The sequence below is a fragment of the Streptococcus sanguinis genome (genome assembly GCF_050225395.1).
In the GTDB taxonomy this organism is placed as follows: domain Bacteria; phylum Bacillota; class Bacilli; order Lactobacillales; family Streptococcaceae; genus Streptococcus.
On the sequence record NZ_CP071431.1, the window covers coordinates 714,081 to 726,757 of the forward strand.

Consider the following 12,677-nt stretch of genomic DNA (forward strand, 5'->3'; position numbering starts at 1 on the left):
CCATCCATTACTAGATAATAAAATATCAGGATCAGCCTTATTGCTGCTCCTGATATTTTATACTCTTTATTTAAACTTAAAACCTTCATAGACCAGATCTGCTTTAGGATTGGTCTTTTTAAATTCGTTGGCTAGTTTATCCATCATTTTGACAGGTCCGCACATGAAGACGGTAGTTTGGTTGTCCAGAGGATAATTCTTGAAGTCCAAATAGCCAGAGACCTTACTATCAACCAAATGAAGGTTGAACTGCGGATTCTTGGCCGCGTAGTCTTTGAGGAGGTCTAGGTAAACAGCATTTTCTGCTCCAGTATAAGCATAATAGAAGCTGACTGGACGATTCAGCTTAGGATTTTCACGGATATAGGAGATGAAGGGCGTAATGCCAATCCCACCAGCAATCCAAATCTGCTTTTCCTGCCCCTGGTCAAGAATCATGTGACCATAAGCTCGGTCAATAGTGACCTTGGTTCCCTCTTGGATCTTGTCATAAAGTTTCTTAGTGTGGTCTCCAGAGTTCTTGATAGTAAAGTAGACGATATTGTCATGACCGCCAGAGATAGAGAATGGATGCGGCGCTTTTTCAAATCCTTCTTGGAAAATCTTGACAAAGGCAAACTGACCGTACTGGTAGTCTAACTTTTGACTGAGTTGAATCTTCAACTCCACGGTATCGTGGTTCAGTCGCTTGACTTGCAGAATTTTTCCCAGATGGCGAAAGGCCAAACTTTGATAGAGGAAGATGATGTAAAAGCCAGAAGCTAAACCGATGATAGCGTAGAATCCGACTACGAAACCTAGCAAGGTCGGTGTTAGGAGTCGACCGCCCATCAGCATATAGGCGTGGAAGAGACCAAAGATATAGGCCAAATAAACAAAGCGATGAATCCAGCGCCAAGCCTCATATTTGATGTGCTTGCCAAGATAGGCCACCAGAACAATGCTGACAAATAGATAGATGCCGACGTTCCCAAGCTGGGCTGCCAGATGAGAGCCCCAGAGACTACCACCCATAGCAACATTGTGGAGAGCAAGCAGGACGACGGAAAAGATAGCTGTAAACTTATGATAAGCATACATCTTTTCGATGCCATGGAACCATTTTTCCAAAAGTGCGTTCCGAGTCGCAAGTAAAAAGGTCAGCGAAAGGGTAGTCAAGGCCAGACCGGGTACGATAAAGTTGGTCATTCCAGCTGAAGCCCAAGCATAGATGGTCAGGAGTATGCTAACAGCAATAAGGGCGATTCCTTTGATAGATTTCATGATGGTTTCCTTTCTGGTTTTTATCACTACTTAGTTGTAAATGAATTTGTTACATTCTAACAAAGAAAAAACAAGCTGTCAAGATAAGCGCTTGTTTTGTTTTTGGTATGGATAGGTCAAGTCTTCCGTTAGCCAAGCTATAGAAGAGATTTGTGATTTTACTCTTGAACCTCTGCGGCAGTGTCTTCCTTTTTGTCAGTCTCAGACTGGCCGAAAGGCAACTGCCTACTCCAGCGTGATAGGTTTTCTCGGATATCCTTGCCAATAGCAGAAGGCTTAGGCAAGTTTATATCGTCTTTCCAACTTTGGACACGCATATCCAGCAGGAGCTTGGACAAGCGCAGCAGCATGTCACGTTCTTGGTCTGTTAACGATTGAGCATTTTTCAGGATATCAAGGACTTTGTTAAAGTTTTCAACATTGGACAGTTCGTCGACAGACTGAATACCAGCATCCAAAATCAGTCCGAAAAAGAGGTCGAAAAAGTTTTTAAGTTCTTCATCTGAAACGGTGCTCACCCAATTTTTAAACGTTTTGTCTATCTGCAGGCTCTCTGCATCTAGTGTATCCAGCAATAGGAAAGAGTCTCCCTTGGTTTTCCACGAAAAGGTATCGTGCTGGGCAAAGCCGCCGATGGCACTGCTTTTGACAATCCTAGCTTCCTTAGGTGTTTCCAACATCATGCCGACGATGGAGTTCTGAGGCAGGTAGCGTTTCATCCTTTCAACCATGGCCTGATAGCCATCGCTTTCGATGACAGAGTGATTGAGACCGGGAGAGTCATAGCTGTAGATGGCTTCAATACGGTCTTGAAGCGATGCTTCCAGCTGACTGGCTGCATAAGAAGCCAGGTTTCCTCCTTTGGAATGGCCGGTTAGGATAAAGTTACCGGGCAGATTTTCTAAGGCTTTTTGCAGATAGCGGGCGGCCATTTTCTGAGCAGGGATCTGGTCCATATAGGTCATGTGGAAGTCTTCCTTCCAGCCGACAATGGAGTCGTCCGTACCTCGAAAGACCAGGACATAGGTATCAGGCTTGATTTTGAAAATCAGGGCAGCGAATTGCTTCTGGATATCTTGGTCAACGTCATTGACATAGCCCATCAGTTTTAGATTTTTAAAGCGGGTAGAGGCTGCGGACAAATCTAAGAGTTTCAGCCGATTTTTGCTGACCATCATGGAGAGGTCGCGCGGTACTTGATCGGCCAAATCCAGCAGCCGGCAGTCGCAGTAAGGGGACATATCTTCATGTACCAGCTGGTCAAAAGGCAAGTAGGTTAGCTCTGTCAGGATTAGCAGATCCAGTTCATTAAAAGGTTTATCATAAATACTGTCATGCTGCACTTCTTCAAGGTAAGTAAAAATATTGCTCATATTATATCTCCAATTTCTACTAGTTAGTATAGCATATTTTTTTGCTAGAATTTCTCTTTTACAGAAAAATCCTACCTTAGACTGAGGATGATAAACAAGCAATCGCATTTTTTGGTATAATGTTACTAGCAAGAAATCGGGAGGGAAAGATGCACAAGATTTTACTAGTAGAAGATGATCCGGTCATCCGTCAGATGGTTAAGAAAATGCTGGAACAATGGGGCTTTCAGGTAGTGGCAGTTGAGGACTTTATGGATGTGCTGGCTGTCTTTGTCCGAGAGGAGCCGCATCTGGTGCTAATGGATATCGGTCTGCCCCTGTTTAACGGTTATCACTGGTGCCAGGAAATCCGCAAGATTTCAACGGTGCCTATCATGTTTCTGTCTTCCCGTGATCAGTCCATGGACATTGTCATGGCTATCAATATGGGGGCAGATGACTATGTGACCAAGCCTTTTGACAATAATGTCTTTCTGGCTAAGGTTCAGGGCTTGCTGCGTCGTTCCTATGAGTTTGGAAACGACCAGAGTCTCCTGGAGCACCAAGGTGTCATTCTCAATCTCAAGTCGACAGATCTGGTCTTTGATGGGAAAGTGGTGACCTTGACCAAGAACGAATTTCAGATTTTGCGGGTCCTCTTCGAACATTCGGATGGTATCGTGGCGCGTGATGACCTGATGAAGGAACTCTGGAATAGTGACTTTTTCATCGATGACAATACCCTATCGGTCAATGTCGCTCGCCTACGTAAGAAGCTTGAAGAGCACGGACTGAAGAATTTCATCGAAACCAAAAAAGGAATAGGATACGGTCTCATCAATGGACACTCAGGATAAATTTTTCTTTCTTAAATCTTACCTTTATTCGCGGCGATTTTTTCTAGCTCTGCTGATTCTGCTGCTAGGCTTTATTCTGCTCTTTGCCTTTGTCTTTGATGCTTACCGCAGTCTGCTGGAATATGTCGCGCTCTTGTTAGCTTTTCTGTCTTTCTTGTTTATCGGAGCAGATGCTTGGACGGCCTTTAAGAGCTATCGCAGCCAGAAGCTACAGGTCTCCGCTCAGGCTCAGACTCCTCTAGAAAAGCTCTTGCAGGAAAGAGTGGAAGAGCTGGAGTACGAACAGAAGAATCAGCTCTTGGTTGAGCAGGAAAAATACAATGATTTGCTGGACTACTACACTCTTTGGGTTCATCAAGTCAAGACACCTATTGCTGCCAGTTCACTTTTGATTGGAGATTTGAAGGATAAGGAAGCTAAGTCTCAGTTGGAGCAGGAGCTCTTTAAGATCGAGTCCTACGTTCATCTGGTGCTCCAGTACCTCCGTCTGGAAAGCTTCCATGATGATCTAGTTCTGAAGCAGGAAAATCTGGCTGATTTGGTCAGGGAAGTAGTCAAGAAATACGCCCTTTTCTTTATTCAGCAAGGACTCAGCCTCAATCTTCATGACCTAGACCACACGATTGTCACTGATAAAAAGTGGTTTCTAGTGATTTTGGAGCAGGTCCTGTCCAATAGTCTTAAATACACCAAAGAAGGCAGCATAGAGATTTATTTTCATGAGGGCAGCCTCTACATCAAGGACACGGGTCTGGGGATTCAAAATGCTGATTTGCTACGGGTTTTTGAGCGCGGTTTCTCAGGCTACAATGGTCGTCTGACCCAGCAGTCGTCAGGCTTAGGTCTCTATCTATCCAAGAAAATTGCTGACCAGCTGGGACACAAGATTGCTATAGACTCTCAAGTTGGTCAGGGAACGACGGTTTCCATCGCCTTTCCTGAGAAGAAATTGATCTTTGAGTGAAATTTAAAAGAGAATAGAATATGGAAGAACATATCGAATTTAAAAATATAGAAACTCCTGAAGCTGTGAAGGGGTTTAGGGAATTAATAGAAGAGAAGAAGGAAGGTAGATACCAAACAATTTTTCTCAACGGAAAATGGGGAAGTGGGAAAACAACTTTCTTAGAAAAGGCGTCTGATTCCTTAGAAAAAACGTCTGAGTTAAATAAAAAAAGTTATAAATTTATTTACCTTAAATTGTGGGAAACTAGGGACGAGAGAACTGTAATACAAATTGCTTTTAAAGAATTACACACATTTTATTATTGGTTAATGAAATTATTTGTCATAGTTTGTGTTGTAATTTCTTTATTGCTGACACCAGCATTCAACATGGGATTATCTGACTTTTTATCAAATATTGTTTTAAAATGGATAATAGTAATAATTGCACTCTCAGTTTCTGTGGCACAGCTATTTAAAATCAAATCGGATAATTTTTATTTGGAGTTTTTTCATTTGTTAAATAGTGAAAAATTCTTCTTGAAAATATTTACTTATTTTTCAAAACCTAAGGTACTTATCATTGATGATTTTGATAGAGTAGATCATAAGAAACAATTAGAAGCTTACAAACTGTTTAATATCTTACATGGTTTATTGCCTATTGTATTTGTTGGAGATTATGATAAATTAATTAAACAGGAAGATATTAGCTTTGAATATTTAAGTAAGATTGTAGATAGAAAAGTGGAGTTACCATTTTTGTTATCGTCTAATAAAATTGCAGCCAATATTTCTAATAAACTACTAGATTTTATGGAAGAAAATCAGGAAGAAATAAATCCGCAATATAAAGCTTTTATTAAAAATGTATTTTTATCATCAAGGTTTTCTATGAGAGAGTGGAAAAGATATGTTGAAACTTTAAATGATCAAATAGATAAAAAAGGTGGGCCAGAAAATGTAAGTGTACGTGATTTATCGATTATTGTGTACTTGTATCTATTTTATCCATTAGATTATCAAGAATTAATTAGCAATTATGATAATAATTATGAGTTTAATAGTCGGAAGGGGAGTACAGACTTTAACGAGGTTAGCAAAGACTCCTATAAATTTTATATTAAAGAAGTTTTATTGCAATGTCCTGACCAGAAAAAGTTTCCTAGAATATTTTACGAAAATGCTAAAATGTATTTTTTAGATGATTATGTTTCCAATTTATCTAAAGATGAAGCAAATAAAATTTTTGGGGACCCCGAAAAATTGGAGAAGAAGCTATTAGAGAAAACGCTAGATATGGACTTTTATTACTATGTTCAAAATTTACATTCAAACGAAATTGATAGTAGCGATCAAATTTTGAATTGTATTTTTTCGACAATAAAAAGTAATACTGATATTCAAATTCAATTGGCGCAATCAATTATAGATATTTTTGGAAATAAGCAGAAAACAGACGAAGAAAAGTTTAGATTGTTCGAAGAATATACTAATAAATATGATTTCACAGTTGAAGAAAAGTGCCATTTCTATATAAAATTTGGATATGCTAATGAATATATATCTAATCAACTTTATCAAGAGATTATGGTTGAAATTGAACAATTAAACGAAAATTCAAAATATAACCTTGAAATATTTAGAATGTTATTATTAGGGGATTCAAAAAAAATTAAAGAAAATTCGATGAGTATAATTAAATTAAGCAAATATTTGACAAAGGATGACGCAAAAAAATTGTTGAATTTTATAAACGAACCACTAAAGAAAATGAGTAATCCTTATGTTTATATTTCTAAAACTGATTATAGAAATAAATTAAAAAACTTAATACATTTTGAAATTGGCCTAGTAGTATCTAAAGATATCATTAATATTGGTGAAGATAGTATTAAAAGTGTAATAGGAAATTTAAATAAGGTAGCTTTAAAAGATCTATTAAAGCAACTAGATGACTCAGAGTTGATATTTACACAATCTTCTGAACATACTGATGGAGCAAATCGGAATGATACATATACAAAATTTATAGAAAGTGTTCGGCGATTAATTGTTATTGAATTCCCTAATTAAGATAAGGAAAATTTTGTAAATTAAGAAATATTTATAACATTACTAACTTACAAAATTGTAAGAATAAAACTAGCAAATGAAAGGTTAGGTTATGGTACCGGCCTTTCTTTTTTATTATCATAGAGGCAAGAAATAAGAAGGAGACAGAAAAATGAAATCAAAAGGTATAAATGCTTTTCAGTTGAAGCTCTTCATGGCCTTTCTTATGGTTTTTGACCATATCAGCCAGATACCGGGGCTGGTGCCGGACGGCTGGGATGGCGTCTTGCATGCCCTAACCCGCTGTGTCGGAGCAGCATTTGCCTTCATGGCAGTGGAAGGCTTTCTCCACACTCGCAACCGCCTGGCTTACAATATGCGGCTCTTCTTTTGGGCAGCCCTGATGCAGACAGGAAACTGTATCCTGACTCTTCTCTTTCAGGAGAAGGGCATCTACCTCATTCACAATATCTTCCTGACCTTGGCCTGCGGGGTTCTCATGCTGAGTCTTTTCTTTGGCTTTTCTGACAATGGCGGAGCTGCTAAGGATAGGAAGCGTGGCTTGCGGATAGCGGCAGGAGTATTAGTCTTGCTTGCTGGACTTCTCTTTAGCGAAGGCGGCATGGCTCTGCTTCCTTTCATGCTCTTGACCTACCTTTTTAGAAATCAAGTCTTTTTCAGAAACTTGTCCTATGTAGTTTGGGCGGGAGTTCTCTTTGCCATGAGTATTCAAATTTATCCAACCTTGCAGGACACGCTATCTATGTTGCTCTATAATTCTGACTGGCTCTTTATCACTGTTCTTCCCCTCTTGCACTTCTACAATGGTGAGCGAGGATCCAGCAGCAAGTGGAGCAAATATTTCTTCTATATTTTCTATCCAGCCCACCTTTGGCTAATTGCCTTGATTGCCTTTTGGGTAAAATAAAGTCCATCTCATCTTACAAAAGTGTAAGATTGCACTTTAAAATGTAAGCTTAGGTTATGGCAGGGTGGTTGGTATTGAGATAAAATAGACTTATCAATTAGGAGGCAGTTTATAAAAACTGCTAAAAGCAGGGATCTGATAATTACCTGCTAAACAGAAAGGAAGCAAGATGACATTATTAGACGTACAGCACGTGAAAAAGATTTATAAAACCCGCTTTCAGGGCAGCCAAGTGGAGGCACTGAAGGACATTCACTTTACGGTAGAAAAAGGCGAATATGTCGCCATCATGGGGGAGTCAGGCTCTGGGAAATCCACCCTGCTCAACATCCTAGCCATGCTGGACAAGCCAACTGAGGGCCGCGTCTTCCTTAACGGAACTGACACAGCAACCATCAAAAACAGCCAGGCTTCCAGCTTCCGCCGGGAGAAATTAGGCTTTGTCTTTCAGGATTTCAACCTGCTAGATACCCTGTCGGTCAAGGATAATATTCTCCTGCCTCTGGTCCTCTCTCGGCGTCCCATTACCGAGATGATGCAAAAGCTGGTTACGACCTGCAACGAGCTGGGGATTAACAAGCTGCAAGAGAAGTTTCCTTATGAGATTTCTGGAGGCCAGAAGCAGCGGGTCGCAGTGGCTCGGGCCATCATCACAGACCCTGAGATTCTGCTGGCGGACGAGCCGACGGGAGCCTTGGATTCGAAATCTTCAGCAGCCCTGCTGGATGTCTTTGACGACATCAATGCCCGCGGTCAAACCATTCTCATGGTAACCCACTCAACGGCAGCGGCTAGCCGGGCCAAGCGGGTGCTCTTTATCAAGGATGGGATTCTTTATAATCAAATCTTCCGCGGTGACAAGACCGAGCGGCAGATGTTCCAAGAGATTTCCGATACTCTGACTGTTATGGCAAGTGAGGTGGGCAATTATGTTCAAACTAACGAGTAAACTGGCCTTGTCCAATCTGGTTAAAAATCGCAGTTTGTATTATCCATTTGCTTTGGCGACGGTACTTGCAACAGCAATTTTGTATAGTTTTGTCTCACTAGCTTATAGCCCCAATATGGAGACCTCTTATGGTGGTACAGCAGCTCGCATGACCTTGCAGTTTGGCATCCATGTCATTCAGATTGCCGTCCTTATCCTTATCACCTATGCTAATAGCTTCGTCATGAAAAACCGCTCCCGAGAGTTGGGAGTCTATAGTCTACTGGGCATGGAGAAAAAGCATCTGCTAGTCATGACCTTCTTTGAACTCTGTGTCTTTTATCTATTTACAGTTGGTCTGGGTATCTTGTCTGGCCTAGCTTTAGATAAGATGCTCTACGCAGTCCTTTTGAAATTGATGGGAATGCCGGCAGTTCTTGCCTCGACCTTCCAATGGAAGAACGTCTGGATGACTCTAGCTAGTCTGGGTATTGCTTTTGCGGTGATTTTGCTGCTCAACTCTACGCGTCTTCTACGCTATAGCTCTCTTAACCTAATGAAAGAAAAGAAAGCAGGCGAGAAGAAGGGACGCTTCCTTTTTCTGCAAACCTTGCTGGGGCTCCTGCTCATGGGTGTGGCTTATTATATGGCTTTGACCGTTACTAAGCCTGTCGCTGCTATCGGCAATTTCTTTATAGCTGTGGTTATGGTTATCATCGCAACCTATCTGCTTTTTAATGCAGGTTCGATTACACTATTGAAATTTCTCAAAAAGCGCAAAGGCTACTATTACAAAACGCAAAATTTCATTTCTGTTTCCAATCTCATCTCGCGGATGCGTAAAAATGCAGCAGGATTGGCAACTATCTCCATTCTATCTACCATGCTCTTAGTGACTCTGGTTGGTACAATCAATATCTATGTTGGGGGTCAGGATTATATTACTACCTTGCATCCAAAGGATTACAATGTCAGTATCGTCTTGCCGAAATCGACCGATCAGAAGGAGGCTTTGTTGGACAAGGTCCAGCAAGTTGCTCAGGACACAGGTCTGAAGAAGCCAAGCTATATTACTTATCTCTACCAATCAGCCTTCATCATGAAATTAGCTGGTAATGATGTGACAGTTCCAATGCAAAGAGAGCTGGAGTCAGATACAAGTATCTTGACCAAGTCTGTAGGCACGATTACAGTTATCAATCGTCAGGATTATGAAAAAATGACAGGAGAAAAGATAGACTTAGCAGATGATGAAACCTTAGTTTACGGGAAAAATATTTCCTTAAATAAGGACAAGCCTCTCCGAGTGAATGGTAAGGACTGGAAGGTTAAGCAGCTTTTATCGTCGAATTTCACGCATGGGGAAATCCCTAATCCAAACGATGTGACCATGGAGCAGGGTCTCTATATGGTGGTCAATGATAGCAAAGAGGTTAATCTCGATGTGGATCATTACTACTACATTGGAGTTGCTTCAGAGACTAAGGGCAGTAAAAAGTTCGTCGAGCAAGTCCAACTGGGGTTGAGAGACACTTTGGATCAGGAACAAGCTCAAGATGGTAGCTTCGCAATGGCTAGTGACCGTTACAGCGCAGAAAAGAGCTATCAAGAACTTACTGGAACCTTGCTCTTCATCGGTGTCTTCCTCTCGGTTATCTTCCTTCTAGGAGCTGTTCTCGTGATTTACTATAAGCAAATCTCTGAAGGCTATGAAGACCGAGATGGCTTTATCATCTTGCAAAAAGTTGGTTTAGATGAAAAGCAGACTGGAAGTACCATTCGCAAGCAGATCTTGACTGTTTTCTTCCTACCTCTCATCTTTGCTTTTCTACATGTAGCAGCGGTCTTTCACATGTTGCGCTTGATAGTTGCCCTACTAGGTGTGACCAATCTTCCTCTTTTGATTCAGACAACACTTGCAACTTGCGGAGTCTTCCTACTGACCTATATCCTGGTCTTTCTTCTGACTTCACGTAGCTACCGCAAGATTGTCGCCCGCTAATAAACTTCCCTGACCGAATGGTCGGGGATTTTTTGACGTCTGGATTTTTACCTCTCATCTCCCTCATTTTACCGCTTGTCCAAAAAGCCGAGATTTTTAAAAAAAGACTTGCTATCATAGTCTCAGAAGTTAAGGACAGGAGAAAAGATTATGTTAGTAGAAACGAAAAATCTTAGCAAGGTTTATGGCGATCAAGTGGCTGTCAATGGTCTCGATATTCAGATTGAGAGAGGCAGTTTTACTGCTATTCTAGGCCCTAATGGTGCAGGAAAATCGACAACTATCCAGATGCTGATAGGTCTCTTGCAGCCGACGTCAGGGCAGATTTGCTATGCTGAAAAGCTTAAGTTGGGTGTGGTTTTCCAAAATAGTGTGTTGGACGCCCGGCTGACTGTTTTGGAAAATCTGACCATCAGAGCCAAGCAGTACAAGGAGATGCCGTCAGGTAGAATTGAACGCTTGGTATCTCAGCTGGGCTTGTCAGCCTTTGCCAAGCAGCCTTATGGAACTCTGTCTGGTGGTCAAAAGCGTCGGGTGGACATTGCGCGAGCCCTGCTCAATAGTCCTGACCTGCTTTTTCTAGATGAGCCTACGACAGGCCTGGACATTCAGACTCGGGAGAGTATTTGGAGCCTACTCAAGCAAATTCAGAAAGAAGAGCAGATGACCATTGTCTTGACAACCCACTATCTCAATGAAGCTGATGATGCGGATAAGATTTATATCGTAGACCATGGTCAGGTCATTGCTCAGGGATCTGCAGACCAGATTAAGGGAAACTATGCCCGCAATGTCTTACGGATTTTAAGTCAAGATGCAGCAGGTTTAGAGAGAAGTTTGCCAAGAGGCTACGCTTGGGAGCAAGTCAAGGAAGGTGAATTTATCCTCCACCCTAAAACTACTCAAGAAGCACTGGCCCTATTGGCTCAGGCTGGTCCCTATATCGAACAATTTGAATTCCAACCCGGAACGATGGACGATGCTTTTATGGCACTGACAGGAAGAGAGGTACGCTAATATGCTCGCTTTGATTAAACGCAATTTTTTACTTTATTTCCGCAACCGTAGTGGGGTAATTTTGTCCCTCTTCGGAGCCATTATTCCCTTTGTGCTTTATATCGTTTTTTTGAAAAATAATTACAAAGACCATTCCAGCCAGCTGATGGACTTGTGGCTGATTGGCGGCGTGTTGGCAGTTACAGCATTAACAACCACATTGGCAGCTTTCTCACGGCAGGTCGAAGATCGGGAGCGGAAGGTAACAGACGACCTCTTTATCACAGACTTGGGACCATGGGGGTTGCAGTTTAGTTATCTTGTCAGCTCTGTTATTATCGGCTTTTTGATGCAGGTCATTATGTTTGCCTTTATGCTCAGCTATTTTACGCTGGCGGATAACATTTCCTTTGAGTGGGGAATCCTTCCTTACCTGGTTCTTCTGATGCTCTTAAACAGCCTCTTGGCCACACTGATAAATGCTCTGATTGTTCAGTGCTTCAAATCAGTGGATAGTTTAGGGAAATTGGCGACAGTAATCGGAGCAACTTCTGGTTTTCTAGTGGGTACCTATATCCCCATTGGAACCTTGCCGAATATGGCGCAAAACCTGATGAAGCTTACGCCTTCTAACTACATGGCATCTCTTTTCAGACAGGTTCTCATGAAAGAAAGTCTAGCAGATACTTTTGCCAATAACAGCCAGCCGCAAGCAGCTTTTGAAAAAACAATGGGAATTCGCATTGAATGGCAGGAGCTCTTGACAAGGACAGAAACTTTCTATATAGTTGGAATAGTTTTAGTTGCGATAGCGCTTATTTGGATCGTGCAAAATATGATTGCCATCCGCCGGCTGAAACTACAATAGAATGTGAATAGGGAGCTTCCTCTTGCAAGCAAAATTTGAAACAGATCCGACCATTTCTTCCAAGGATCCGCTGGTTGTGGTCAAGGCAGACCAGCTAGCGGCAGAAGCCAAGGCCATCTTAGACTATTTAGAGCAGTACAAGGCAGGGCCTAGTGGAGTCATGCCTATCAAGTCGGACGATAAGCTGGTCATGTTGAAGACTGAAGATATTATCCTAGCAGACATCAACCAGACAACTCTGATGATTTACAGCAGAGAAGGAATTTACCAGACGACAGAGACCTTGACTCGCTTTCAGCAACGGATTAACAGCTCGAACTTTATCCAGGTTTCCCGGCATGCTGTCATCAATATTGACCATTTGGAGTCCTTGTCTGACAGCTTTTCTGGCAATATGACGGCCAAGCTGACCAATCAAATCAAGACCGAAGTCAGCCGTCGTTATGTCAAACTCTTAATGGAATATTTGGGAATCTAGGAGGT

At 41.6% G+C, this 12,677-nt stretch carries 11 protein-coding genes; 9 read left to right on the forward strand and 2 right to left on the reverse strand.

Translation table 11 applies throughout. The features are described from left to right. Positions 1-66 precede the first annotated feature (66 nt). Positions 67-1,263: a ferredoxin reductase family protein gene (locus J1C81_RS03645; protein ID WP_002914634.1), complete on the reverse strand. Its 1,197-nt coding sequence runs from the start codon at positions 1,261-1,263 to the stop codon at positions 67-69. A gap of 158 nt (positions 1,264-1,421) precedes the next feature. Continuing rightward, positions 1,422-2,744, reverse strand: a complete 1,323-nt coding sequence (locus J1C81_RS03650; protein WP_002914635.1) for a DUF2974 domain-containing protein — start codon at positions 2,742-2,744, stop codon at positions 1,422-1,424. Positions 2,745-2,785: 41 nt separating this feature from the next. Between J1C81_RS03650 and J1C81_RS03655 the strand changes: the two genes are divergently transcribed. The 9 genes from J1C81_RS03655 to J1C81_RS03695 all read left to right on the forward strand — a co-directional run bounded on the left by J1C81_RS03655 (position 2,786) and on the right by J1C81_RS03695 (position 12,672). Next, on the forward strand, positions 2,786-3,472 hold the full coding sequence (locus tag J1C81_RS03655; RefSeq protein WP_032909679.1) for a response regulator transcription factor: 687 nt from the start codon (positions 2,786-2,788) through the stop codon (positions 3,470-3,472). Continuing rightward, positions 3,456-4,436: a sensor histidine kinase gene (locus J1C81_RS03660; protein WP_002914637.1), complete on the forward strand. Its 981-nt coding sequence runs from the start codon at positions 3,456-3,458 to the stop codon at positions 4,434-4,436. The genes J1C81_RS03655 and J1C81_RS03660 overlap by 17 nt, the downstream gene beginning before the upstream one ends. Before the next feature lie 20 nt (positions 4,437-4,456). Then, the gene (locus J1C81_RS03665; protein WP_427197486.1) at positions 4,457-6,493 is read left to right on the forward strand and encodes a P-loop NTPase fold protein; all 2,037 of its coding nucleotides are present in this window, start codon (positions 4,457-4,459) and stop codon (positions 6,491-6,493) included. A gap of 151 nt (positions 6,494-6,644) precedes the next feature. Further along, positions 6,645-7,400: a TraX family protein gene (locus J1C81_RS03670; protein WP_002914641.1), complete on the forward strand. Its 756-nt coding sequence runs from the start codon at positions 6,645-6,647 to the stop codon at positions 7,398-7,400. Positions 7,401-7,569: 169 nt separating this feature from the next. Continuing rightward, on the forward strand, positions 7,570-8,349 hold the full coding sequence (locus tag J1C81_RS03675; RefSeq protein WP_002899832.1) for an ABC transporter ATP-binding protein: 780 nt from the start codon (positions 7,570-7,572) through the stop codon (positions 8,347-8,349). Next, on the forward strand, positions 8,330-10,330 hold the full coding sequence (locus tag J1C81_RS03680) for an ABC transporter permease (protein ID WP_002914642.1): 2,001 nt from the start codon (positions 8,330-8,332) through the stop codon (positions 10,328-10,330). The genes J1C81_RS03675 and J1C81_RS03680 overlap by 20 nt, the downstream gene beginning before the upstream one ends. Before the next feature lie 150 nt (positions 10,331-10,480). After that, positions 10,481-11,347: an ABC transporter ATP-binding protein gene (locus J1C81_RS03685; protein WP_002914643.1), complete on the forward strand. Its 867-nt coding sequence runs from the start codon at positions 10,481-10,483 to the stop codon at positions 11,345-11,347. A 1-nt stretch (position 11,348) separates the two neighbouring features. Next, a complete protein-coding gene (locus tag J1C81_RS03690) occupies positions 11,349-12,194 on the forward strand; it encodes an ABC transporter permease (RefSeq protein ID WP_002914644.1) in 846 nt (281 codons plus the stop codon). Between the two features lie 22 nt (positions 12,195-12,216). After that, positions 12,217-12,672 (forward strand): LytTR family DNA-binding domain-containing protein, encoded by a 456-nt coding sequence (locus tag J1C81_RS03695; protein WP_002914645.1) that lies wholly within the window; start codon positions 12,217-12,219, stop codon positions 12,670-12,672. The last annotated feature ends 5 nt before the right edge of the window (positions 12,673-12,677 follow it).

Excerpts from the sequence above, each read along its gene's own strand:
- J1C81_RS03645 (WP_002914634.1), bottom strand. The coding sequence starts at position 1,263 with ATGAAATCTATCAAAGGAATCGCCCTTATTGCTGTTAGCATACTCCTG.
- J1C81_RS03650 (WP_002914635.1), bottom strand. The coding sequence starts at position 2,744 with ATGCGATTGCTTGTTTATCATCCTCAGTCTAAGGTAGGATTTTTCTGT.
- J1C81_RS03655 (WP_032909679.1), top strand. The coding sequence starts at position 2,786 with ATGCACAAGATTTTACTAGTAGAAGATGATCCGGTCATCCGTCAGATG.
- J1C81_RS03660 (WP_002914637.1), top strand. The coding sequence starts at position 3,456 with ATGGACACTCAGGATAAATTTTTCTTTCTTAAATCTTACCTTTATTCG.
- J1C81_RS03665 (WP_427197486.1), top strand. The coding sequence starts at position 4,457 with ATGGAAGAACATATCGAATTTAAAAATATAGAAACTCCTGAAGCTGTG.
- J1C81_RS03670 (WP_002914641.1), top strand. The coding sequence starts at position 6,645 with ATGAAATCAAAAGGTATAAATGCTTTTCAGTTGAAGCTCTTCATGGCC.
- J1C81_RS03675 (WP_002899832.1), top strand. The coding sequence starts at position 7,570 with ATGACATTATTAGACGTACAGCACGTGAAAAAGATTTATAAAACCCGC.
- J1C81_RS03680 (WP_002914642.1), top strand. The coding sequence starts at position 8,330 with ATGTTCAAACTAACGAGTAAACTGGCCTTGTCCAATCTGGTTAAAAAT.
- J1C81_RS03685 (WP_002914643.1), top strand. The coding sequence starts at position 10,481 with ATGTTAGTAGAAACGAAAAATCTTAGCAAGGTTTATGGCGATCAAGTG.
- J1C81_RS03690 (WP_002914644.1), top strand. The coding sequence starts at position 11,349 with ATGCTCGCTTTGATTAAACGCAATTTTTTACTTTATTTCCGCAACCGT.